The sequence below is a fragment of the Psychrobacter sp. PSi21 genome (assembly GCF_054960615.1).
The window spans coordinates 84,734-109,696 of sequence record NZ_JBHNYR010000001.1 but is presented as its reverse complement, the minus strand read 5'-3'; the positions used below and the strand labels follow the sequence as shown (position 1 = coordinate 109,696).

Below are 24,963 nucleotides of genomic sequence, written 5' to 3'. Positions count from 1 at the left end.
CGATAACCATGTTGTTATTAATCCAGCTCAATTTTGGTGACATTTTTAGTGACATTCATCACAAACTGACTTTTAAAATGCCGTACATTGTTTTCATAAGTAAAAGTACTGCGGGCAAATTGATGATAATCACTCATATCTTTGGCATTAACCATTAATAAAAAATCCACATCACCTGATACTTCATAACAACCCATAACCTGCGGCTGTGCATCCATTAGGCGCTCAAATCGATGTTGTAATGCGGTATTAGAACGTACCATTTCAATCATCACAATGATGCTAAGGCCATAGCCTACCTTATTTGGATTGATAATCGCCACTTGCCGATCAATGATGCCACTGTCAATCAGTGCCTGTACGCGGCGCTGCGCGGTTGCAATCGATACATGGGCATGTTCTGCGACTGCCTTTAGAGGTAAAGTGGCGTCATCTTGTAGCATGTCTAAAATGGCTTTATCTATTTTATCTAGGGGATGATTCATAATCTCTCTCTTATTACTGTCTCTATAGTTACTATCATACGCGTAATAAAAAGGAGGGAATAGAGAAAATGATCAGTCATTAGATAGAAGTTTTGTATTGAAAAATAAATAGTTTTTTTAAATGTTTTTAGAGAATAAAAATCATAATTATTTAAAAACTGAAATTATATTTCATGGTCTTACGGTAGAATAAACCCCATGAATCGGCAATTAATTAAAAGGGCCGATAATCTTTATCTTTTCGGTATTATGGTGATTGATATGTCTGCTTCTGTGTTATCAAAAATAGTGATGGCAACGTTGCCGCGTTTGCCACTGGCTGCAATTTGGATAGACAGCAACCCGCAGCAGCGCACGATGCTGATGGGCGTGGCGCTGGCAATATTGTCCAATCTATTGTTTGGCATTTTGTATGCCTATAGCAGCTTTTTGGCTCCGCTGTCTGGCACGCAGGTATTCATCTGGCGTATGCTGTCCATGTGGGCTGCGCTGCTTGGGTATTTGCTCATCAGTGGCCGTTTGGGACTGCATATTAACAAACTACGCGCTTTACGGACACTTAAGCAGCGGGTTTGGCTGCTGCTACCCACGCCCATTTTTTTAAGCCAGCTGTGGTTGTTTGTGTGGGCACCTGTCAACGGACAAGGCGTACAAACAGCGATGGGCTATTTTTTGTTTCCTTTGATGATGGTGGTATTCGGTTGCCTGTGTTTTGGGGAGAAGCTTAGCCGTTTGCAGTGGTTGGCAGTGGCGTTTGCGGCGGTAGGCGTTGGTAGTGAGATCATACGCACGCACAGTATCTCTTGGGCGACGCTGTGGGTATGCGGCACGTATCCGGTGTATTATATTTTGCGCCGCTTGCAAGGGATTGGTGCAGTCACGGGACTACTCATTGATTTGACTTTGTTTGCGCCGTTTGCGCTGGCCTATTTGCTACTGATTAGCCCTAGCAGCTTGGGGCAGGTGGCAGGTTCAGGGTTTATCATTTTTATGCTGGCAGGGCTTGGGATATTAAGCGTGCTGGCCATGAAAACCAATATCGATGCCAGTCAAATGCTGCCTGTGAACGTCTATGGCATGATGAGCTATTTGGAGCCTGCGCTGCTGTTTGTCTTAGCCATCACGGTGCTGGGCAATCCTTTTGAGTCGGCAATGCTGTATAGCTATGGGCTGATTTGGTTAGGAATAGCCTGCCTCGTCACGCATGGTATACGCCAACTGCGTCTGTCACGGCGTACGATCCATGTCTCTGCTTAAGCACACTCATTTTGCTAAAAAGCAGCGGTATTCATTGTGAGTACCGCTGCTTTTTTGGTCTGTTGAGACACGGGTCTGATATCGTCTTTAAGATTTAATCCATATGCTGTTTAAAGCCGCGCTCTTTGGTACGTTCCCAATCGCGATCTTTAGAGGTTTTGCGTTTGTCGTGTAGCTTTTTACCTTGAGCCAGCGCGATTTGGCATTTGACCAATGAGCGCTTCCAGTAGCAAGACAGTGGCACGCAGGCAAAGCCTTTTTGGTTGATTGCGCCGTAAAGCTTGTCAATCTCGCGGCGATTGAGCAGCAACTTGCGGGTACGGATATTGTCAGGGTTGACGTGGGTTGAGCTTGAGAGTAGCGGCTGAATATGTGAGCCGAACAAAAACGCCTCACCATCACGTAAGATGACGTAGGCCTCGGTGATGCTCATTTTTCCTGCGCGAATGGCTTTGACTTCCCAGCCTTGTAGCGACACCCCCGCTTCAAAGGTCTCTTCGATAAAGTACTCGTGCCGCGCTTTTTTGTTGGCACAAATTTGGTTATCAGGTTTTTTTGCTTTTTTTGACATAATGTCCTCGTCTAACTGATTCCTCATATCATCAGCACCACATGGCCTTCTTGATGCGGATAACGCTGTATGAGTCGAACTGCCTATTGTAGCAAAGCTGCTTGTACAAAGGTATGCGGCTGCTTATGACAAATGTAGCGCATGAGTGTTAAATTTCGGCAAAATTTGCTAGCATACGCAGTAACCTTACCGATCAGATTAGTCCGCTATGAGTCTCCCTGCCACTTCTTCACGCTTGCATACTAAAATCTTGTACCCCGGTACGTTTGACCCCATTACCAATGGTCATGTGGATCTGGTCACACGTGCGGTTAAGCTGTTCGATGAGGTGGTGATCGCGGTCGCTTCAGGTCATCATAAAAAGCCACTGTTTGATTTTGAAGAGCGGGTGGCGCTGGTGGAGACGGTTTTTGCTGATTTACCGCAGGTATCAGTGGTTGGGTTTGAAGGCTTGCTGGTTGACTTTATGCGTGAAAAGCAAGCTACTGCCGTTCTGCGCGGCTTGCGCGCGATGTCCGATTTTGAGTACGAGTTTCAACTGGCCAATATGAACCGTGAGCTGGATGAAAACTTTGAAGCGGTATTTCTGACCCCGTCACAAAACTTCTCTTTTATCTCATCCACCATGATCCGCGAGATTGCCAAGCTTGGCGGCGATGTTACCAAGTTTGTGCCCACCTGCGTCTCAGAGGCTTTTGCGCAAAAGCTGACGCTACCAAGCCGCTGATGCAGCGCAGGTGATGTCCCTTTTCTATTGATTGACCCTATCTGCTAAGGAGCTGTTCATGGCGCTATTGATCACTGATGAGTGCATTAACTGTGATGTGTGTGAGCCTGCCTGCCCCAATGAGGCCATCTCAGAAGGTGAGGATATCTACGTCATTGACCCTGACCTATGTACCGAATGTGTGGGGCATTTTGATGAGCCGCAATGTGTGGTGATTTGTCCGATTGACTGTATCCCAAAAGATCCTAACCATGTCGAAACCGAAAGCGATTTACTGGCCAAATACAAGCGCATCACTGGTCAGTAAATATTGATACAAGACTGATGACGTTTGGGTTTTTAACGTTTTAGGAACAATGCAATGACCACAAAAACAATGACTACCAAATCTATGCCAGCAGTAAGTGAGTTTGACCAGCAGCACCTCTGGCATCCGTATGCCAGCCTACCGCCCACCTATTCTAATATGGTCATTGATCGCGCTGATGGTATTTATATTATCACTAAAGACGGTACGCGTCTGATTGATGGCATGTCATCATGGTGGGCAAGCGTTCACGGCTACAACCATCCTAAGCTAAACGAGGCGCTGACTCAGCAGTTGGGTAAAATGGCGCATGTGATGTTTGGTGGTTTAACGCATCAGCCAGCGATAGACTTGGGCAAAAAGCTGCTTGATATTGTCCCTACTGGTCTTGATGCTATTTTTTATGCTGACAGTGGCAGTATCGCGGTGGAAGTGGCACTGAAAATGGCATTGCAATACCAAGTCGCTGGCAAGCGCCCAACCAAGCAGCAGTTTGCCTCAACCCATTCAGGCTATTACGGTGACACGTGGCATGCCATGAGTGTCTGCGATCCTGTCAATGGGATGCACAGTTTATATGGCAAGCAGTTACCGCTGCAGCATTTTGTCCCCGCACCGCCGCTTGGGTTTGATCGTACATTGACCACAGCTGAGCGTGACACGCTGTCTGAGTTTTTTGCAGTGCATGGCGCGCAGCTGGCAGGTTTTATTATCGAGCCGATTATTCAAGGCGCAGGCGGCATGCGTTTTTATAGTCCTGAGTATTTGCAGCTATTACGCGCACTTTGTGATGAGCACGATGTGCTATTGATTGCCGATGAAATTGCCACTGGGTTTGGTCGTAGTGGTAAGCTGTTTGCCTGTGAGCACGCGGATATCAGTCCTGATATTATGACCATCGGTAAAGCGCTGACGGGTGGCTATATGACCTTTGCCGCGACGTTGTGTACCCGCCATATTGCCGATACCATTCACAATAGTGCGTATCCAGCGCTGATGCATGGCCCGACCTTTATGGGCAATCCCTTAGCTTGTGCTGTCGCCTGTGCGTCGATTGATTTGATCCTGTCTTATGATATCGAAGCATGCACTGCCACTATGCAACGCACGATGGAGCAAGCGCTTATGCCAGCTGCATCACTTGATGGTGTTGCTGAGGTACGTTGTTTGGGCGCCGTGGCGGTGATTGAATTAGATGACGCCGTTGATATGCCCATTTTTCAGTCTTTATTGATCGATCATGGCATTTGGGTCAGACCCTTTGGTAAATTGGTATACATCATGCCGCCGTATGTGATTACTAATGACGAGCTGACTACCTTATGCCAAGCGCTACTGAAAGTGGTACGCACGTATCTAGAAAGTCGAGCTCAATCATGAGCGTGTTATTTGTTTCTGGCATCGATACCGATATTGGCAAAACTTACGCCACAGGCCTACTTGCCAAAGCATTAATGCAGCAAGGCGTGAATGTCATCACGCAAAAACTGGTACAAACAGGCGTTTGTATCAATGAAAATGATGGCACCTTAAATATCGCGGATGACATCGTTACTCATCGTCAATTGATGCAGATGCCTCTGCAGCCCTGTGATCTTGATTTTACCACCTGTCCTTATCGTTATGAGAAGCCTGCGTCCCCGCACTTGTCTGCTGCCTTGGCAAACCGTCCTCTTGATATCAAGGCGATTGCCGATGCTACTACATCATTGCAAGCTGACTACGATATGGTGTTGTTAGAGGGCGCGGGCGGGCTGCTGGTGCCCATTACCACCGAGTTATTAACCTTAGATTATATTGCGGAGCAAGGCTATCCTATCGTTTTGGTCACCTCTGGCCGTTTGGGCAGCATCAATCATACCTTGCTGAGCTTAGAAGCCATCACTCAGCGCGGCTTGTCTGTACATAGCGTGATCTATAACCATATTAATGATAATGCTGAGCAAACCGATGCTGAGATTGCCAGTAGCACCATGGATTTTTTGCAAGCGTATTTGGCGCGTTATTATCCCAAAGCGCATTGGCTCGTATTAGCCAAGCAAGTAAATGCGACAGACAACACCGACATAACATTACCAACAGGGTTTATCTAACTTTCTAAGGTATTTTTAACGTATTTTTGAGGTAGTCACAGCCATTCTTAAAATAAGCAGAAAAGACATTCCCATATAGGTGTTAGTTTTGCTATACTAGCGCGCTTGGTAGACTAGGCGATCGCCGCTGCACACTGGCAACAGATGAGCAGGGGAGGAAAGTCCGGGCTACATAGGGCAGCGTGCCAGCTAACGGCTGGGCAGGGTAACTTGACGACCAGTGCAGCAGAGAGTAGACCGCCTTTGGTATCTTAGGACATCATCGGTAAGGGTGAAAGGGTGCGGTAAGAGCGCACCGCGTGGATGGCAACATTTCACGGCATGGTAAACTCCACGCGTAGCAAGACCAAATAGGCATCGGCATGGCGCGGCCCGCGTTCGATGCGGGTAGGTTGCTTGAGCGTATTAGCGATGATACGCCTAGAGGAATGATCGTCCACGACAGAACCCGGCTTATCGGTTTACCAACCCTTTTTTATCGTTTGTTGTAGTACTTATTGCAATTAATCTGAATGATATTCATTTTCTTGCAAAAAATGCCAATTAGGGGTTGACGGCAGTCAGCAGCTTGGGCATAATGTGCAGCCTAAAAAGGCGATGTAGCTCAGCTGGTTAGAGCGCACGACTCATAATCGTGAGGTCGAGAGTTCAAGTCTCTCCATCGCCACCATATATAGCAAGATCTGCAATACCAAAAAAGCCAGTCTCCTTGAGATTGGCTTTTTTTTGCTCAAAAAAAGCATTGCTGTCTATCTTCCTTACCCATGATATCGTTATCAGCAGCTGCCACCCGTAAGTATACTGCAAATGCAGGCCTTGTGTATCCGCTGATTCATCAATCAAATCGCCACTGACAAAATCGCCTTACTTTGTAGCGGAAAACTGCTAGAATACGGTGACATGTCCAGATACTGCCTTAATCTTTTGTCACCGCCCATGTGTGGACGTTGGCCAAATCTATCAGTCTTACCCAGATAGATCATGATGTCATCAGCAGCGACGGGCGTGGCTGATTTTTTATTTTTTCACGATGATTATTTAATCACCCTTATTTAGTAGGCGCTTTGTGACTGCATTAGCCAATATTCGTAATTTTTCTATCATTGCCCACATTGATCATGGCAAGTCGACGCTTGCTGATCGCTTTATTCAGATGTGCGGTGCGCTGCAAGATCGAGAGATGCAAGCACAAGTACTCGACTCAATGGACATTGAGCGCGAGCGTGGCATCACCATCAAAGCGCAGTCCGTGACCTTGTATTATGACCACCCAAATGGTGAGCGTTATCAGTTAAATTTTATTGATACCCCCGGCCACGTTGACTTCTCCTATGAAGTATCGCGTTCGCTCGCGGCTTGTGAAGGTGCGCTATTGGTGGTTGATGCAGCACAAGGCGTAGAAGCGCAGTCGGTAGCCAACTGCTACACGGCAGTGGATGAAGGCCTTGAAGTCATGGCGGTATTGAACAAAATTGACCTGCCGCAAGTTGAGCCTGAGCGCGTGATTCAAGAGATTGAAGACATTATCGGAATTGACGCTGTCGATGCGCCGCGTGTTTCTGCTAAATCAGGCCTTGGGGTTGATCATCTGTTAGAGGCCTTGGTTGAGTTTATCCCTGCACCAACGGGCGATCGCGATGCGCCGCTACAAGCTTTGATTATTGATTCATGGTTTGACAACTATTTGGGTGTGGTCTCACTGGTACGTGTGCGTCAAGGAACGGTGCAAAAGGGCGATAAGATTTATATCAAATCGACGGGCGATGCCCACCCTGTCAGCTCTATCGGTGTATTCACGCCTAAGCCTGTCGATACGGGTATCCTAGAGGCGGGTGAAGTTGGCTTCGTGATTGCGGGTATTAAAGACATTGCTGGTGCACCAGTGGGTGATACCATCACCCATGCTAAAACGCCTGATGTGGATCGTATTCCTGGGTTTAAACAAATTACGCCGCAGGTGTATGCTGGGCTGTTCCCTGTTGATTCTAACGATTTTGAAAAATTCCGTGAAGCGCTGCAAAAACTGCAAATCAATGATGCAGCGTTATTCTTTGAGCCAGATACCTCAGATGCCTTGGGCTTTGGCTTTCGCTGCGGCTTCTTAGGCATGCTGCATATGGAGATCATCCAAGAGCGACTAGAGCGCGAATATAACTTGGATTTGATCACCACCGCACCGTCAGTGATCTATGAGATCGAAAAGAAAAATGGCGATGTGATTTATGTTGATAACCCGTCACATTTGCCCGAACCGAACAATATTGAAGAATTTCGTGAGCCGATAGCGCGTTGTCAGATTTTAGTGCCGCAAGATTATTTGGGCAATGTCATGACCTTGTGTATCGAGCGCCGCGGCGTGCAGGTAGACATGCGCTTTATGGGCAAACAAGTCCAGCTCATCTTCGATATTCCGATGGGTGAGGTGGTGATGGATTTCTTTGACCGCCTAAAATCAGTATCACGCGGCTTTGCTTCTCTCGACTATAACTTTGAGCGTTATCAGTCGGACAAACTGGTCAAAGTTGACGTACTGATTAACAGCGACAAAGTTGATGCTTTAGCCATGATTTGCCATCAAGATCAAGCCCGCTATCGCGGTAATCAACTCGTGACTAAGATGAAAGAATTGATCCCCCGTCAGATGTTTGATGTGGCCATCCAAGCCGCGATTGGCAGTCAGATTATTGGTCGTAGTACGGTCAAAGCCATGCGTAAAGACGTATTAGCCAAGTGTTATGGTGGTGACGTCTCTCGTAAGAAAAAATTGCTGTCTAAGCAAAAAGAAGGTAAAAAACGTATGAAGCAAGTCGGTAATGTGGAGATTCCACAAGAAGCGTTCTTGGCTGTTTTACAAGTGGATAGCTAAGTCGTCGCTTTATAGCAGATCGTTTTGGTACATTACAGTTGACTGTAGTCCGTCTCACCGTTCAAGCAGCTAGACAAGCGGCTTATTAATAGGCAATTTGGTATGGATTTTGATTTTAATTTAATTTTAGTACCGTTGACCATTGTTCTAGGTATTGTCTGGTTGTTGGATAAAATATGGTTCAAGCAACATGGTGGTTATCATAAACATATCAAAGAGATGGACTTAGCTACCGCAGGTTTGCAAAGAGAAGAGCAAACTTTAATAGCCTTACTGAAGTCACACAATATTGAATATGCCGATATCCACAATCTAGATAAAGACAAACTACCAGCAGAAGTATCTAGCCAATATAACCGATGTCTTGAGGCAAAAAGCTTTGCTAATATTACGGGTACCAAAGCTGTCAGAAAACATGAAAATTTCCTGATTCGCTGGGCCTATGATTTTTTTCCGGTACTGGCGGCGGTGCTCATTGTGCGCTCGTTTTTGCTTGAGCCATTTAATATTCCATCGTCCTCTATGGTGCCGACGCTCTATACTGGTGACTTTATCGCGGTTAATAAGTATGCCTATGGGGTGCGATTGCCACTGACTTATAATAAAGTCTTGGATACGGGTTCGCCTGAGCATGGTGATGTGATGGTTTTTCGCTATCCTGAAAACCCCAGCATTTATTATATTAAACGGGTGATTGGTTTGCCAGGTGATACTGTCAGTTATGATCAAGGGCAGATTGCCATCAATGGTGTACCAGTAGATACGCAGCCTGTCAGTTTTGATGCCAATCCTGAGTTGACCTCACAGCTATATGGCGCAGGAGAGATTGCACCCGGTCAAATGCTGAGTGAATCTGAAGCCGCACAGCTGGGTCAAGAAGAAGAAGTGCGTGCGCAATACCTACAAGAAACCCAAGGTGAGCACCAGCATCTGGTGCGCTACTTAACTGGTATGAATAGCTCACAATATGCCCCATTCTTGCAGCAACAATCGCCAGAAGTGATAAGCTCAGAAGGAACAAAGTGGCAAATCACAGTGCCTGAAGGTGAGTATTTTGTGATGGGGGATAATCGCGATCGCAGTGCGGATGGCCGTTTTTGGGGTTTTGTGCCCGATGACAACTTAGCCGGCAAAGCAGTCTATATCTGGATGCATAAGCCGCCTGGTGTGAGTTTGCCCACCTTTGTACGCAATGGTGCTATTCCTTAAATCGCACTATACGCGCGTGAAACAATGTACATATATACACAGTCAGCACTGAAGTATTGGCAATCAATAGTGGACACAAGTCCTTACTTCAGATGCGTTTATACTGTATGGTTATCTTTTCATTAGGAGTCGTCATCATGTATCCGTCAAATAGTCTGTCTGCTCAGCGCGGTGCGAGTGTTACTGGTGTGATTCTATTACTGATTGTGATTGTAGTTTTAGGGAAGCTCTTGGTAGCTATTTTACCCGCTCAGGTAGGTGACTATCAGTTGACGTCTCTTTTGTCTGAAGAGCTGAGTAAGGCTAATGCTGAGAACTTGACTGCAAAACAGTTTGTCGCCAAAGTGGATCAGCAACTGTCTATCAATGCTGATTACAATACTAAAGCTGAAGAAATAGTGACCTTTACCAATAGTAAACCAGGCCAGCTGGCCATCCGTAAAGAGTATGCAGTAACCAACAATTTTTTTGGGAATGTCGATATTGTTAATCGTTTTGAAGGTGATATTGAGCCTGCACCTGCCAAGTGATTTAAAAAAATCTTATCTGGATTAAGCCTACTTGATAACCAGACTTTCTTGAAATCCCTTTTTATGACTGTCATACTGACTATGCTGTCAATTATATGAGTAACACTCATAACTACATAAATTATAATTAACAAGTGTTTGCATTTGCAGTATGATGCAAACACAGCTTCTTCGAGCCGCGAATCAAATAGGATAGCCAAAAACCAAGCATGAAACCAACTTCACCCCAATACCAAGCGGTGTCCGCTACCAAAAACTCTAGTGTCACTGTAGATGCGCTGCCAGTCACCCCTGACTTTATGCAGCGCCTAGAGGTGCTGACGCGTAAATTGGGGTATACGTTTAAAAATCCCAGCCTACCAAGATTGGCACTGACACATCGCTCGTTTGACAGTAAAAAAAACTATGAGCGTTTGGAGTTCTTGGGCGATGCTCTGTTAGGGATGATCGTTGGCGAAGCGCTTTATCATCGCTATCCGACTCAAAAAGAAGGTCGCCTGACCCGTATGCGCGCCACATTAGTGCGTCAAGAGTCATTGGTTACGATTGCTCAAAACTTGGATCTGTCTAACCATTTAATTTTGGGTATTGGTGAGCGTAAAGGCGGCGGACGCAACCGTGCCTCGATATTGGCTGATGCAGTAGAGTCGCTACTGGGCGCCATTTATTTGGACAGTCAAGACATGGAGGTCACTCGTACTTGTGTGCTGGCATGGTATGGTGATCTGATTGACAATGTGAATGATCAAAAAGTGCTCAAAGATGCTAAAAGCCGTTTGCAAGAATGGTTGCAATCGAAGCAGTTTGATTTGCCGAATTATGAATTGATTGAAACCAAAGGCAATGCACCGCATCAGATATTTGTGGTGCGCTGTCAGGTTGATATTATCGAATGTCCCGCCATTATTGAATCGGGTGAAAGTCGCCGTATTGCTGAGCAAAAAGCGGCAGAGCTGATGATCAATCAGCTGCACAAATTGCCAAAATCATATAAGAAACGTCCATAGCCTGCGTATGATACGCAGCGGATGCCTTATTCTATCCTATATAGATGACGCTTTATTTTATACTGACAAGTGCGCTGCGGTTTGATACATAGACCGTAGCGCTGCTTGCGTTAAGCCACAGGAATTATCCATGAGCAACTCAAATGACTTGCCACCCAACCAAAAAGACCACACACAGACCATGACAGAATCTACCAATATGCCTACCCAGAGCAGCACTATTACATCAGAGCAAGACAGTCACACCCAGCATCATAATGATGATGCTATTGCTGAATTTTTTGCCCCTAGTGGTCAGGCAAAGTTAGCTGATGATTTTAAGGCTGGTTATGTAGCGATTGTGGGTCGTCCCAATGTTGGTAAATCAACGTTGATGAACCACTTACTGGGTCAAAAGCTGTCCATTACTTCACGTAAGCCACAAACCACGCGCCACCGTATTCATGGTATCTTTTCGACCAACGAGATGCAGGCCGTTTTTGTAGATACGCCAGGTATTCATCACAATGAAGTACGCGCGATCAACGAGCGCATGAACAAAGCAGCAGTTTCTGCCTTGGTTGATGTTGACTTAGTCTTGTTTGTGGTTGATTCTGATCAGTGGCGTGAAGATGATTTACTTACTTTGCAAAAGCTTGGCGAGACCGATCTAACCGTGGTATTGGTCATTAATAAAGCCGATACCCTAAAGGATAAAGGTACGCTATTGCCATTGATTGAAACCTTTAATGACAGTTTTGATTTTGCCGATATCGTCCCTGTCTCAGCGCTAAAGAACCAAAACTTGGATCGCTTAGAAGAAGTGATTGCCTCGCATCTGCCTGTTGCCAACCCAATTTACGATACAGAGCAAATCACCGATCGTTCAGAGCGCTTTTTGGCCAGTGAAATCATTCGCGAAAAAATCATGCGCAGTGCTGGCGATGAAGTACCTTACGATTTGACAGTACAGATTGATGCGTTTAAAAATGAGCCTGCTCACAAAGACCCAAAAACAGGCCGACCGCGCAAAGCGTGCACTTTTATTGATGCGACCATTTATGTCGAGCGCAGTGGTCAAAAAGCCATTGTTATTGGCGAAAAAGGTCAACGTATCAAACAAGTGGGTATCGATGCCCGTAAAGACATGGAGCAACTTTTTGATAAAAAAGTGATGCTGACCCTATGGGTTAAAGTCAAACGTGGCTGGTCAGATGATGAGCGCGCGTTAACCAGCTTGGGTTATTAACTGGTTAAAGTGTACTACCTTTTCAATAGCTGTGAGTTTTGGGCAGATAAAGGACAATCATGATGCGTAATGAGGCGCTCACAGGGTACTTGCTACACCATCGTCCTTACCAAGAAAAGCGAGCATTGTACTATCTGTTTTCTTACGAGCAAGGCGTGATTCATGGTGTGGGCAAAAAAGGGGCGCCACTATTTGAACCCTTACAGCTGTTTGCAACGGGTAAAAATAACCTTAAGACATTCAGTCAGATTGCTTTATTGTCTTCTACTACAGAGAATGGGCCTGAGCGCTATGAGCAAATTACAGGTCAGCGTCAGTATGCTGCGCTATATATCAACGAGATACTATGGCGCCTGTTACCAACTGGCGATGCCATGCCTGCACTGTGGCAGCATTACCAAGACAGCTTAAGTGAGCTTAAACAGTCGCTTACTACTGATGAGTTGCGTCTTTGTCTGCGCCGGTTTGAGCAGCAGTTATTTGTTGAGCTGGGGTTTGCGATTGCATTGACTGCGGACCACGCCCAGACCTCTATTAATGCTACGTGTCATTACCGCTTTTTACCTGATATGGGACTTGTGACAGTTGGGAGGCATGAGCAGTTGAAGCCACTGGCTGCGCAAAATGTATTCAGTGGTCAAGATCTTATTTTGATGATTGATGAAGGCATCAGTATGGACACGATTACATTATGGTCGCGGCTGCATCGCCAGTTGATTGATCATTTGCTTGATTATCAGCCTCTACAAAGTCGCCTCTTATGGCAGCAGCAGCAGCGTTACCAATAAACTCATGCTGATATGGTTATAAGAGCCACGCTAAGTAACGTTTTGATATAAATAACACAAGCAATAACTGCTAAAAGGATGTTTATGAACCGCTCATCTTTAGTCTCTGATAATCAAAAAAAGCCACTGCTAGGAGTCAATATTGACCACGTGGCGACGTTGCGTCAAGCTCGCGGTGTCAATTATCCCAGTCCGCTCGATGCAGCTTTATTGTGTGAACAAGCGGGTGCTGATGGTATTACCATTCATTTGCGTGAAGACCGTCGTCATATTCAAGATGCTGATGTGTATGGGATTGCGGCTCAGCTTACTACCCGCTTGAATTTAGAAATGGCCGCGACTGAAGAGATGCTGAGCATTGCTTGTGACGTTCAGCCATTTTGGGTCTGCTTGGTTCCCGAAAAACGCGCAGAGTTGACTACCGAAGGTGGTTTGGACGTGAAAGGCCAGCAGGAGTGGCTCATAGGTTACATCCGCAAATTGCACGATGCGGGTATTAAAGTATCTTTGTTTATTGATCCTGACGAAGCGCAAATTAATGCTGCTACAGCGTGCCGCGCAGATGCTATCGAACTGCACACAGGCGCTTACGCCGAAAAAGGACTGGCAGCAGATAGAGAAGGGCAGGCATTAGAGTTACAACGCATCAAGGCTGCTGTTGGTCTGGCGCAGCAAGTAAATGAAACAATGCTCATCAATGCAGGTCACGGTTTAACTCGTGACAACGTTAATGCTATTGCCAGTATTGAAGGTATTTACGAGCTGAATATCGGTCATGCCTTGATTGCTGATGCCGTGTTTGTAGGGCTTACTGAGGCGGTCGGCATGATGAAGTCTGCAATGTATCGATAACGCATTTAAACGAGGTATCATGGGCAGCCTGTTGGATGCAGGCTATTTGGCTTATGCCGTATGATACCTGTTTGACTAAACGACACCTGATACATGGCTTTACTGTAGCTTGAGGTTGGGCAATACTTAATATGACCAAAAAAGCCACGTGGTGTTCCACTATCGCCTGAAAATCTAATATAGTGACGATTACCTGCACGCAGATGTAGGCGACCGTATTTAGCATTTAGGGCGTATTTTACCAATAATGTGTCCTGAATATCATCGAGTTTTCGATTCCCATCTTTATCGATAAACAATAACAAGCTTTCCTGACTGTCTTTATCACATTGATCTTGGTCGTTTGCTAAGCAAGCAGTGACATCTTGGCGCCGCATAAGACTCTCCACTTTGCCAGTACTGAGCGTACTCATAATATCTTGTCTGACTCTTTTTGCCTCCATATTTGCCAGCATCTCAAAAATAGATGGTGCGGCAATGGTAGCGATGATTGCTAAAATAGTTACTGTGACCATCAGTTCAATCAGAGTAAAGCCGCTACTAACAGATGAGGCTGCCATGTATTCTCTATTTGACACTGCTGGAGTAGAAGCAGAGTTAAGAGGTAGAGCCTGATAGCGATAAAAAGAGTCTCTCTTAGGTTTAAAGAAAGTAGATATCCTACATAACATAGTCATAGATAGTCGTTACTTATCAGTGATTTAATTTGACGCATTGCTACATTATTAGCAATACCTGCCTTTTGTTAGCGTCTTTGTATGATTGCTGGAGTAGCCTGCCATACAAAACTATATTAGTGAAATAATGTTCACTTCGTAAATATAAGCGAATTATAAACGAAATGTCAAAAAATGTTTTAATTGGTGAACAAATTCTTTTATGGATAGAGAAAAAAAATAAATTGTATTAAACTGTTTCAAACAATATAAAGACGTATAGGCTATACGTTACTCGCCAGTGTACAAAAAGCAATGAAATGTAAATTGTGTTATTTCTCATTAACTTGAGTCCCTTTTTGTGTTTGGGTTATAACAACGTCGTGTAATAATGTGTAGCTGCCTTACGAAAAAAGTTGTAAACTGAATTGATAGTCGCTAAGCTACTTCGTAATTGGTTTTGTTGTATGATTACGCATTAAAATGAATGTCTAATTGTCATATCATCTAGGAAGCGGTGTTGCTTAACGCATCACTCAAATCATCCTTTGGAGGAAGTCCATGAAATTGAATAAAATTGCTATCGCCCTATTGGCTGTAACTGCTGCGCCATTGGCTGCTAATGCTGGTGTGACTATCAGCCCACTATTACTGGGTTACCATTACAGCGAAGGCGCTGATGATGAGCAACGTGAATTGTTCAATACTGGTAGAGATCTAGCTACTGGTGCACCAAGCAATAACCCAGAAAACTCTGGTATTTACAAAGAAAACGGCTTGTACACCGGTGCTGCTCTTGGTATTGAATTGACGCCATCAACTCAGTTTCAAGTAGAGTACGGTGTATCAAACACTGATGGTGTTAACGATAACGCAAGCTCAAATGTTGCTGGTAGTGAGTACGACGTTGAACAAGAAATGATCTCTGGTAACTTCTTGATTGGTACTGAAGAGTTTACAGGTTACACTGACAGCGCATTGAAGCCATATGTTCTTATTGGTGCAGGCCAATCTAAAATTGAGATCGAAAACCAAGAAACTTATAATGGCATCCCAGCAGGTACTGAAGTATTGGAAACAACTGATACTATCGGTAACCTAGGTCTAGGTGCTATGTACCGTATCAATGATGCACTAAGCTTACGCGGTGAAGCTCGCGCCATCCATAACTTTGATCAAGATTGGTGGGAAGGCATGGCTTTGGCCGGTTTAGAAGTGGTACTTGGTGGTCACTTAGCACCTACTGTTGCTGTACCACCAATGGAAGAACCAGAAGTTGTTGAAACCCCAGTAATCATTGTTGATCCAGTAGAAGAAGACATGGACTCTGACGGTGACGGCGTATACGACAGCATGGATCAGTGTCCAAATACTCCGATGAACAAAGTGGTTGACGAGCGTGGCTGTACCGTATCAGTAGACGTTACTGATGAGTTGAAGATGGAATTGCGCGTATTCTTTGATAACGACAAATCAAACATCAAAAACCAGTATACGCCTGAAATCGCTAAAGTAGCAGAGAAGATGCGCGAGTATCCAAACTCTATGGCGCGTATTGAAGGTCACGCTTCTAAAACTGGCCCATCAGCACGTTATAACCAACGTTTGTCTGAAGCCCGTGCTATCGCTGTGAAATCTATGTTGACTAACGAATTTGGTGTTGCACCAAACCGCCTATCAACGGTTGGTTACGGCTATGATCGCCCAATCGCTTCAAACGATACTGAAGAAGGTCGTGCTATGAACCGTCGTGTTTATGCCATCATCACTGGTGACAAAACCATGACTGTTGACCAAACTAAAGATATGGTTATTCAGTAAATAGTGATTGCTGCCAAGTCAGCATCTCTATAGCGTTACAAAAAAAGCTACCCACGCGGTAGCTTTTTTTTGTTATGTCAGCATAAAAATCAGTTATTGCATAAACTTATGATGCAATAATGTTATACTAGCCGCCCAAACACCTTGTCGATTGGCAAAGTGTATACCAGCATGGCTAACTGTGCGATGGATGTATCGGTATAGATGTTTGCTTTTACTGTGGCAATTTATCCTCATATGGGTACAGACATGGTAGATTATCTGGCTGATTGATCATGAAAGCTTATCCAGCGGCGCTTCCTGCTACTGCATTTTATTAAGACAAAACGAGCATTTTATATGGCGAACGACATTAAATACCTGCGTAATATTGCAATCATTGCCCACGTTGACCACGGTAAAACTACTTTGGTTGATAAGTTATTACATCAATCTGGTACTTTTGGTGACCGTGCAAATATCGCGGAACGCGCAATGGATTCAGGCGATATTGAGCAAGAGCGTGGCATTACCATTCTTGCCAAGAATACTGCGATTAAGTGGCAACATCCTAAGCAAGATATCGAATATCGTATTAATATTGTAGACACCCCAGGTCACGCCGACTTTGGTGGTGAAGTTGAACGCGTCATGTCTATGGTTGACTGCGTCCTTTTGGTTGTTGACGCGGTTGATGGCCCAATGCCGCAGACCCGCTTTGTAACTCAAAAAGCGTTCGAGCAAGGCCTGAAGCCAATCGTTGTTATCAACAAAATTGACCGCCCAGGCTCACGTCCTGATTGGGTCATGGATCAAATTTTTGATTTGTTTGACAACTTGGGTGCAACCGATGAGCAGTTAGATTTTCCAGTGGTCTATGCGTCTGCCCTAAATGGTATAGCAGGTCTTGATGCTGACGATTTGGCTGACGACATGACGCCATTGTTTGAAACCATTGTTAATGTGGTAGAGCCGCCACAAGTTGATGCTGACGCACCGTTTCGTATGCAGATTTCAAGTCTTGACTACAACAGCTTTGTTGGCGTCATTGGTATTGGTCGTATCCAGCGCGGTAAAATCAGCACCAACACACCAGTTACGGTTATTGATAAAGAAGGCAATACGCGTAACGGTCGTATCTTAAAAATCATGGGCTATCATGGTCTTGATCGTATTGATGTGACCGATGCCCAAGCTGGTGACATCGTGTGTATCACAGGTATTGATGCGCTTAATATTTCAGATACCATCTGTGATCCGAACAACGTAGAAGCGTTACCAGCATTGACGGTTGATCAACCAACGGTATCGATGACTTTTCAGGTAAACAATTCACCATTTGCTGGTCGTGAAGGTAAGTTCGTCACGTCGCGTAATATCCGTGAGCGTCTTGAGCGTGAATTGATTCATAACGTGGCACTGCGCGTAGAAGATACGGATTCTGCAGAGAAATTTAAAGTTTCAGGCCGTGGTGAATTGCATCTTTCTGTATTGATCGAAAATATGCGCCGCGAAGGTTTTGAGCTTGGTGTATCACGTCCAGAGGTTATTGTTAAAGAAATCGATGGTAAGCTCCAAGAGCCGTATGAAAATGTTGTCTTCGATATTGAAGAAGAGCATCAAGGCAGTATCATGGAGCAAGTGGGTCTGCGTAAAGGCGAGATGACCAATATGGAGCTTGATAGCAAAGGTCGCATGCGTATCGAAGCAACCATGCCAGCTCGTGGTTTGATTGGCTTCCGTTCAGAGTTCCTAACCTTAACCTCAGGTTCTGGCATTTTGACCTCAAGCTTCTCACATTACGGTCCACAGAAAATTGGTGATGTAGGTGGTCGTACCAACGGCGTATTGGTTTCTATGACTAATGGTACTTGTTTAGGTTTTGCACTATTTAACCTACAAAAACGTGGTAAGTTATTTGCTGAGCCGCAGCTTGAAGTGTACGAAGGTATGATTGTTGGTCAGAACTCACGCGGTGATGACATGGTGGTTAACCCAACGACTGGTAAGCAATTGACCAACGTTCGTGCAAGTGGTACAGATGAAGCGCTGACCTTGACTCCAGCGGTTAAGTTTACGCTAGAGCAAGCGCTTGAGTACATCGAAGATGATGAGCTGGTTGAAGTAACACCAAAATCTGTTCGCATACGTAAGCGTTATTTGACCGAAAGTGAGCGTAAACGCCACGGCCGTAAAAAATAATATGTGATATGAGCAGCAATAAAAAAGGCTAACGCAACGTTAGCCTTTTTTTATGTCTTTATGATTTTGCTTGACTATAAAAGGGTGTCATTATTGATGGTACTTCAAAAATCAATCAATATAGCGCCAGCACTTTGATGTTGTACCTACCATGTGCCAGATATCTTATGGAGTAACGACCACATAATCATCGGTATTGATTAAAATCTCTGAGGGACGGTCAACCACGATACGCACAACGTTATCATCTACTACTTGTGATTTATAATAATTATCTTCAGCAACCGAACATCCTAAGCAGCGACCCATTGCATTCCAAGGCTCAACGACCAACTTTTGCTGTGCTTGGTCAGCATTGCCGCCAATCAATGAGAATGGCAAGCTTACGAAGTAAGTAGCAGTTCCAGTAACGGCCGTGAGTAGTTGTAGCGGCTTACCGATGACTGTATCCACTGCCATCGTTTCATAAGAAGGACCAAATTCACCTTCATCTATCTCTATAGCGGCTGTAGCAGGCTGCATGACAGCGCACATGATGCTCAGTCCTGCAATAGCAGTGATCAGCTTTTGCTTGGTGGGGCGTAATGAGTGGGTATTCATGGTCATGATGGTGTCCTAAAGCTCATAGGTGATGTATGAAATGGTGCTGCAAGGAACAAAGTAACACGGCAGCAATAAACACTATTAAAGCAAGATGTGCGCAGATAAGCAATAAAAATGCACAGCTGTTAGATATTATCTGTGATATATCACAAAAATGTTTTAATTTTTAGACCATTGTGGAGATTATTCACAAGATCGTTGGTAGTGGCTGACAGTTGGGACAGTAAATACTGGCGCGTCCCGTAATTTTGATATTTTCAAGCACAGTGCCGCAGGTAGGACAGGGTTCACCTTTTTTGCCATATACATGCAATGTTTGCTGAAAATATCCTGTTTGACCGCTCGCCACAGTAAAGTCGCGCAGGGTAGAGCCACCAAGGGTAATCGCGCGTGCCAGTATTTGCTTGATCTGCGCTACTAGGTCTTCAATTTGGGCCATTGTCAATTGGTTGGCGGGCGCTGCAGGGTGAATACCAGTCAAAAAAAGGCTTTCTGTGGCGTAGATATTACCCACGCCGACAACCACTTGCTGCTCCATGATGACCGCTTTTATTGGGCGGCTAATGGGCTTACGTTTTGATGTTGTACTATTATCTGTACGCTGAATAAGATGATACAGGTATTCTGCATTAAACGCTTGCGATAAAGGTTCAGGACCTAAATGTTGCAGCAGTTTTTGCTGATAGTCATCATGCCATAGCACGGCGCCAAAACGCCGAGGGTCATGGTAATGCAGCTGCGTACGTGTACCGCTTGTATCTGTTAGGGTGAAAATTACATGGTCATGCTTGCGCTTTTGCGTGCCATCAGGGTGCTGCTGTAAGCTGCCTGACATTCCCAAATGAACGATAAGCCGTTTCGGTTCTGCTGCCTTGTTGTCTGCCAAAAAGGTTAATATTAAATATTTGGCACGGCGCTCAGTGCCGTGTAATGTATGACCATCAAGCAGTGTCAGATCCGCTGGTATTGGCCAGCGTAGTTTTGGCTGAAACACCTGTACCGCACTGATATGTTGACCTAGTAGTGGCTCAAGACTGGCTTTGGTGGTTTCGACTTCAGGTAGTTCAGGCATGAGTAATATCGTGGCCTTATATGGTACAAAAATAAAAAATAGCGATGTGATCGTTTGGCGGTTATATCACTGCGCGGCGTGCATGCAAAACACCAGGTTGCTGCTCAAGTTTGGCCAATAATTTGGACAAATGCGCCAGCCCTGATACTTCAACATGGAACTTCAAAAAGGCGATATTTTCGTCATTACTAACCGTATCGACCTTTCGAATATTGACGTTCTCTTTATCAATCACTTGAGTCAAATCTCGGAGTAACCCGCGCCGATCGTAAGCTTCGATATGGATGTCGACAGGTTGATAACGTCCTGATTTAGACTTCCACGCCGCGCTAATTTCACGCTCAGGATCACGTTCAATCAGACGCAAATACTCAGGACAGCCGCGATTGTGAACACTGACGCCGCGCGATAAAGTAATATAACCAGAGATAGGCTCACCATGTACAGGATGACAGCAGCCAGCCAGATTGACTTCAATATTATCTAAACCGTCAATAGAAATCTTATAAGCATCTATTTTACCCGTTGATTTGGGATCAACACTTGGAGTGAAATCTTCTTCTTCTTTTTCAGGTTCAAGGTGTAGTTGCCGTGAGATGTGTCCTGTCAGTTGATGAATACCAATGTCACCAGTTACCAAGCCAACAATGATGTCATCAGTCGTGTTGACATTAAAAAACTGCAAATAATCGTTTAAATCGATGCTGTTTGGATGCACTGACAAGCGCTCGAGCTCTTTGCTGAGCATCTGCCGTCCAATCTCGATGTTCTTGTCTCTATCTTGTTTGTTAAACCATTGGCGCAGTTTGGAACGGGCACGATTGGTATGGATATAGCCCAGAGAGGCTACCAGCCAATCACGATTTGGCTCACGTGAGGATTTGGTGATGATCTCAACTTGCTCACCAGTTTTGAGTAAATAGGTGAGCGGCACATAGCGTTGATTGACTCGCGCTGCTTGCGCTCGGTTACCGACTTGGGTATGCACATAATAGGCAAAATCCAATACCGTCGCGCCTTTTGGTAACTCTGTGATGTCACCATCGCGGCTAAAGATATAGATCCGCTCAAGGCCATCAAAATCGACTGTTTGCTCTTCATCATCAAGCTCAATCGCGTCAGAGTCTTCAGCCGCTGTGCCAGTGCTATTGGCTTTATGCGTTTGATTATTGATGGATAGCAACTGGCGCAGTGAGCTAATCTTTTGATTAAGGTAAATGTCTCTTTTGTTTTTTAGCCCTTCCTTATAATTTACATGTGCACACATGCCAAGTTCGGCTTCAAAATGCATCTCTTGAGTGCGAATTTGTACTTCAAGTGATTTACTTTCGGCAATAACCGCCGTATGGAGTGAGCGGTAACCGTTGGGTTTTGGGTTGGTAATATAGTCGTCAAATTGCTCTGGAATATACCGCCACAGTCCATGTACTAAGCCCAGCACATGATAGCAGTCAGAGGGTGTATCGACCAAAACACGGAGCGCGCGAATGTCATAGAGCTGATCGAATGATAAGCCTTTAAGCTTCATTTTACGATAGATTGAATAAATGTGTTTGACGCGGCCAGATACTTCACCGGTAATGCCAGCGCTTTTCAATGCGTTGTTAAGCTGGTCTTCAACACGCTGGATATAGGCTTCACGTTCACTACGCTTTTCAGAGAGCAGTTTGGCGATTTCCTTATAACGATCGGGCGCTAAGTAGCGAAATGCCAAATCTTCTAGCTCCCATTTCAGCTGCGCGATGCCAAGGCGATGCGCCAATGGTGCATAAATGGTCATTACCTCACGGGCAACGCGGCGCTGACGTTCAGGTCTAGAAAATGAAAGCTCACGCATGGCGAAGGTACGTTCTGCCAGCTTGATCAGAACCACCCGCACATCGTTGGTGACTGAAATGAGCATACTGTAGATGTTGGATAACTGATCACGGTGGTTATTGGCAAAATGGTCTTCTAGACGTTTATTGCTTTCAATGATCGCTGACAGTTTACCCATAGCGAGCGTATCTTTGACCAAGGTATGAATTTGGCTGCCAAAGCGTTTTTCGATATCGGGCAAGCTCACCAGAGACTTTCGCGCACTGCGATACAACATAGCGGCGACCAGCGCATCTTCATCTTGGTAAAGATAGGTCAAGATGTCGGTCATACCAATACCAGTCACATAAGCACCAGAGCGCTCGGATTTACTGGTATTCATGCGGCTACGTATAAACTCGCAAGCCAAAGCTAAATTCGGTACGGTATCTTGTCCAATGCGTTTGGCCACGTTATCGAGCCAAGCAGGTACGTCGATATTGGCTTGGTCAACATCAATGGCGGCCAGATGTTCTTGAGAGAGGGGAGGCTCTTCTAACTCTTTATTATCGAGATAACCAAAACGTTCAGAGCGATCAAAAGTGGTGTGGAGTTTATGCGTGGCCAGTTGTTTTTTGATATCGAAGGGGACTTGAGCATAGCTATTAGCAGACTGATGAGAGCGCTGGTTGGCGACCAGTTGTGCGGCTAACGTCGCACTATCCGCCTCAGTGGTTTGTCCATCTACCAGTGGTAGCCCTTCACGAATCTTTACCATAGCCGACTCCTCTTAGCTATTATGAGACGATGCATCGTCTCGTTATTATATGGTCTGCTATTTATGATTTGACAATACCGATCGCAAGCTGTGAGATCAGAAGAGACAAAAATAGCCAGACAAAAATATCAAAATACCAGATACAAACCAGCACCATCACCAAAGTAGTCGCTTGGCAATGCAAATTCGCGGGGTATCAAAATAATGTGCTCAATGAAAAATATTCAATCGCTTAATATGTCCAGTATTGGGCTGAACGTATTAAGCGAATAAAAACATGTCCTGAAGAAATGAACAGAAATAAAACATGTTAAATCGTAAACAACACGTTCTATTAAACAGCGACCAGTCCGTGGTTACTCGCTATAGTACTTATCTATTAAGTATGTCATCTCACGCTCACAATTCAAGCGGGAAACTGTAATAATCTGACACTTGGGCGTAACATAGTAGCGATAATCTACAGACTTTAATCGATAAAATTGGTGTGGGTATGATAATAAATATCAGGCCAAATTGAAAGATAAGTCTGTAGATATCGTTTTTATTTATGCTGAGATTTTCTCAAAACGGGCAATTGATTCTACGTGACCGGTGTGGCAGAACATATCCATCACGCCAGCATGCGTCAAGCGATAACCTTGTTCGATTAAGGCTTTGGTATCACGAGATAGGGTTGCTGGGTTACACGAAACATAGACGATGCGTTCTGCATTAAATTTGGGTAGGTATTGCATAATCTCCCATGCACCAGAGCGCGGCGGATCGATTAGTAGGGCGTCAAAGCCTTGATTGGCCCATGCTTCACCTGAACAATCTTTGGTCAAATCTTGACTATAAAAGGCTGTATTACTGATACCGTTGCGGCGTGCATTGTCTGCGGCACGCAAGGTCATGGCCTCACTGCCTTCTACACCCACGACAGATCCTGATTCACCAACCAAACGTGCTAATGGTAGACTAAAGTTACCCAGACCACTGAACAAGTCCAGTACGCGCTCACCTGGTTTAAGGTCTAACAAGTCACAAGCGAGTTTGGTCATCTGCCGATTGACCGACAGGTTAACCTGAGTAAAGTCTGTTGGAATAAACTCAAAAGTCAGGTCATATTCGGGCAGCTGATAATACAGTCGGCCAAACTGCTGCGTCATGTCATCATCTGCAGTAAGCTGTACTCGTTGAATACTGTCTACGCCCTTTGGCTGTAGATATAGTTGCCAGTGACGCGCAGCAAAAAAGGCTTTGAGCTTCTCGATATCATTATCAGATAGTGGCTCTAGGTTACGGACAATCAGCGCCACAGGCTGCTTACCATCGGGCAGATCAGCAATATGCTCGCCCATGGCCAGCTCAAGCTGAGCAATCGTACTGCGCCCATCAAGCGAGCTGATCAGGGCTTTTAGGTTTTCGATGTCAAAGCCAATACGAGGGTCTAAAATGTGACACTCGTTTAATTCAGCCAAAAAGTTACTGGCACGCTCACGAAAGCCAACCAGTGCGGTCTCTTTTTTGGCCACATAGCGCACGCCCAATCGTGCTTTGGTGCGATAACCCAACCGATCACCAACGACAGGAGCAAGCCATGTATCAGGCTGTACATCAGCTTGGTGTGCCAGCAGCTCTGCAAGCACCGACTGCTTAAATTGGATTTGGCCTTCTGGTTGCCAGTGCTGCAAGTTACAGCCACCGCACACGCCAAAATGCGGGCAGGGTGGTACAGCGCGTTCATCGTTTGGATTGGCCAGAACGCGAGTGGCGTCGCCTTCCTCAAAGCTACTACGGCTGTTGGTCAGTTTTACCTCTACCTGCTCGCCTGGTAGTGCAAAACTGACAAATACCTTTTTACCGTGCTTGTCAGTGGCATGACCATCGTCTTCGCCAAACGCACTACCATAAATGGCTACACCGCGGCCATCATGCGATAAACCATCAATAGCAAAAGGCAACGGCTCAGCATCTTTTAAGCGTCGACGAGTACGTGTAGACGGTTTAGACTTTTTCTTGTTGGGCGGTGTGATGATGGTCGTTTGATCATGAGCATTGTGCTCATCGCTAGTGGTTACAGAAGTTTTAGAATCGGTGGGCTGCATAAACCTGCCTATATAGTCGACTGTCGATAGCAGACAGTAAGATGA

General features: G+C 45.2%; 21 protein-coding genes, 1 tRNA gene and 1 other RNA gene. 16 read left to right on the top strand and 7 right to left on the bottom strand.

Translation table 11 applies throughout. The features are described 5' to 3' along the window. Window positions 1–17: 17 nt before the first annotated feature. Window positions 18–485 carry an Lrp/AsnC family transcriptional regulator gene (locus ACFI32_RS00500; RefSeq protein WP_462624528.1) on the bottom strand — a complete coding sequence of 156 codons (468 nt, stop codon included), beginning with the start codon at window positions 483–485 and terminating at the stop codon, window positions 18–20. A 261-nt stretch (window positions 486–746) separates the two neighbouring features. Here ACFI32_RS00500 and rarD point away from each other — a divergent pair, with 261 nt between their 5' ends. Then, window positions 747–1,742: an EamA family transporter RarD gene (gene rarD, locus ACFI32_RS00495; RefSeq protein ID WP_462624527.1), complete on the top strand. Its 996-nt coding sequence runs from the start codon at window positions 747–749 to the stop codon at window positions 1,740–1,742. A gap of 94 nt (window positions 1,743–1,836) precedes the next feature. On the opposite strand, the gene smpB is transcribed toward rarD, so the two are convergent. Next, window positions 1,837–2,313, bottom strand: coding sequence for an SsrA-binding protein SmpB (gene smpB, locus ACFI32_RS00490; RefSeq protein ID WP_462624526.1), 477 nt, complete (start codon window positions 2,311–2,313; stop codon window positions 1,837–1,839). A gap of 208 nt (window positions 2,314–2,521) precedes the next feature. Here smpB and coaD point away from each other — a divergent pair, with 208 nt between their 5' ends. From coaD to ACFI32_RS00425, 13 genes are all read left to right on the top strand, one after another. After that, window positions 2,522–3,040, top strand: a complete 519-nt coding sequence (gene coaD, locus ACFI32_RS00485; protein ID WP_462624525.1) for a pantetheine-phosphate adenylyltransferase — start codon at window positions 2,522–2,524, stop codon at window positions 3,038–3,040. Window positions 3,041–3,098: 58 nt separating this feature from the next. Next, window positions 3,099–3,347 carry a YfhL family 4Fe-4S dicluster ferredoxin gene (locus ACFI32_RS00480; protein WP_462624524.1) on the top strand — a complete coding sequence of 83 codons (249 nt, stop codon included), beginning with the start codon at window positions 3,099–3,101 and terminating at the stop codon, window positions 3,345–3,347. Between the two features lie 54 nt (window positions 3,348–3,401). Further along, a complete protein-coding gene (gene bioA / locus ACFI32_RS00475) occupies window positions 3,402–4,727 on the top strand; it encodes an adenosylmethionine--8-amino-7-oxononanoate transaminase (protein WP_462624523.1) in 1,326 nt (441 codons plus the stop codon). Beyond that, window positions 4,724–5,440, top strand: a complete 717-nt coding sequence (gene bioD / locus ACFI32_RS00470) for a dethiobiotin synthase (RefSeq protein ID WP_462624522.1) — start codon at window positions 4,724–4,726, stop codon at window positions 5,438–5,440. The genes bioA and bioD overlap by 4 nt, the downstream gene beginning before the upstream one ends. A gap of 105 nt (window positions 5,441–5,545) precedes the next feature. Further along, window positions 5,546–5,912: RNase P RNA component class A (rnpB, locus tag ACFI32_RS00465), an RNA gene on the top strand. A 121-nt stretch (window positions 5,913–6,033) separates the two neighbouring features. Next, window positions 6,034–6,110: transfer RNA gene (locus ACFI32_RS00460), tRNA-Met, on the top strand. Between the two features lie 396 nt (window positions 6,111–6,506). Continuing rightward, window positions 6,507–8,306, top strand: coding sequence for a translation elongation factor 4 (gene lepA / locus ACFI32_RS00455; RefSeq protein WP_462624521.1), 1,800 nt, complete (start codon window positions 6,507–6,509; stop codon window positions 8,304–8,306). A gap of 102 nt (window positions 8,307–8,408) precedes the next feature. Further along, the gene (gene lepB / locus ACFI32_RS00450; RefSeq protein ID WP_462624520.1) at window positions 8,409–9,515 is read left to right on the top strand and encodes a signal peptidase I; all 1,107 of its coding nucleotides are present in this window, start codon (window positions 8,409–8,411) and stop codon (window positions 9,513–9,515) included. Between the two features lie 137 nt (window positions 9,516–9,652). Next, on the top strand, window positions 9,653–10,045 hold the full coding sequence (locus ACFI32_RS00445; RefSeq protein WP_462624519.1) for a DUF4845 domain-containing protein: 393 nt from the start codon (window positions 9,653–9,655) through the stop codon (window positions 10,043–10,045). Between the two features lie 209 nt (window positions 10,046–10,254). Further along, window positions 10,255–11,052: a ribonuclease III gene (gene rnc / locus ACFI32_RS00440; RefSeq protein WP_462624518.1), complete on the top strand. Its 798-nt coding sequence runs from the start codon at window positions 10,255–10,257 to the stop codon at window positions 11,050–11,052. 199 nt (window positions 11,053–11,251) lie between these two features. Continuing rightward, the gene (gene era, locus ACFI32_RS00435; RefSeq protein ID WP_462624821.1) at window positions 11,252–12,280 is read left to right on the top strand and encodes a GTPase Era; all 1,029 of its coding nucleotides are present in this window, start codon (window positions 11,252–11,254) and stop codon (window positions 12,278–12,280) included. Between the two features lie 62 nt (window positions 12,281–12,342). Then, on the top strand, window positions 12,343–13,068 hold the full coding sequence (gene recO, locus ACFI32_RS00430) for a DNA repair protein RecO (protein ID WP_462624820.1): 726 nt from the start codon (window positions 12,343–12,345) through the stop codon (window positions 13,066–13,068). Between the two features lie 84 nt (window positions 13,069–13,152). After that, complete coding sequence (locus ACFI32_RS00425) at window positions 13,153–13,920, top strand: pyridoxine 5'-phosphate synthase (protein WP_462624517.1); 768 nt, start codon at window positions 13,153–13,155, stop codon at window positions 13,918–13,920. A 17-nt stretch (window positions 13,921–13,937) separates the two neighbouring features. Here the strand turns inward: ACFI32_RS00425 and ACFI32_RS00420 are convergent, their stop codons facing one another. Next, on the bottom strand, window positions 13,938–14,480 hold the full coding sequence (locus ACFI32_RS00420; protein ID WP_462624516.1) for a pilus assembly FimT family protein: 543 nt from the start codon (window positions 14,478–14,480) through the stop codon (window positions 13,938–13,940). A 657-nt stretch (window positions 14,481–15,137) separates the two neighbouring features. Between ACFI32_RS00420 and ACFI32_RS00415 the strand changes: the two genes are divergently transcribed. Both ACFI32_RS00415 and typA read left to right on the top strand, forming a co-directional pair. Further along, on the top strand, window positions 15,138–16,397 hold the full coding sequence (locus tag ACFI32_RS00415) for an OmpA family protein (RefSeq protein WP_462624515.1): 1,260 nt from the start codon (window positions 15,138–15,140) through the stop codon (window positions 16,395–16,397). A 339-nt stretch (window positions 16,398–16,736) separates the two neighbouring features. Then, entirely contained in the window at window positions 16,737–18,578 is a 1,842-nt protein-coding gene (typA, locus tag ACFI32_RS00410) for a translational GTPase TypA (RefSeq protein ID WP_462624514.1), read from the top strand. Between the two features lie 165 nt (window positions 18,579–18,743). Here typA and ACFI32_RS00405 read toward each other — a convergent pair whose 3' ends face one another. The 4 genes from ACFI32_RS00405 to rlmD form a co-directional block, all read right to left on the bottom strand. Beyond that, window positions 18,744–19,184 carry a hypothetical protein gene (locus ACFI32_RS00405; protein ID WP_462624513.1) on the bottom strand — a complete coding sequence of 147 codons (441 nt, stop codon included), beginning with the start codon at window positions 19,182–19,184 and terminating at the stop codon, window positions 18,744–18,746. Window positions 19,185–19,368: 184 nt separating this feature from the next. Continuing rightward, a complete protein-coding gene (mutM, locus tag ACFI32_RS00400) occupies window positions 19,369–20,253 on the bottom strand; it encodes a bifunctional DNA-formamidopyrimidine glycosylase/DNA-(apurinic or apyrimidinic site) lyase (protein WP_462624512.1) in 885 nt (294 codons plus the stop codon). A 61-nt stretch (window positions 20,254–20,314) separates the two neighbouring features. Continuing rightward, complete coding sequence (locus ACFI32_RS00395) at window positions 20,315–22,828, bottom strand: RelA/SpoT family protein (protein ID WP_462624511.1); 2,514 nt, start codon at window positions 22,826–22,828, stop codon at window positions 20,315–20,317. Between the two features lie 548 nt (window positions 22,829–23,376). Beyond that, entirely contained in the window at window positions 23,377–24,918 is a 1,542-nt protein-coding gene (gene rlmD, locus ACFI32_RS00390) for a 23S rRNA (uracil(1939)-C(5))-methyltransferase RlmD (RefSeq protein ID WP_462624510.1), read from the bottom strand. Window positions 24,919–24,963: the final 45 nt, after the last annotated feature.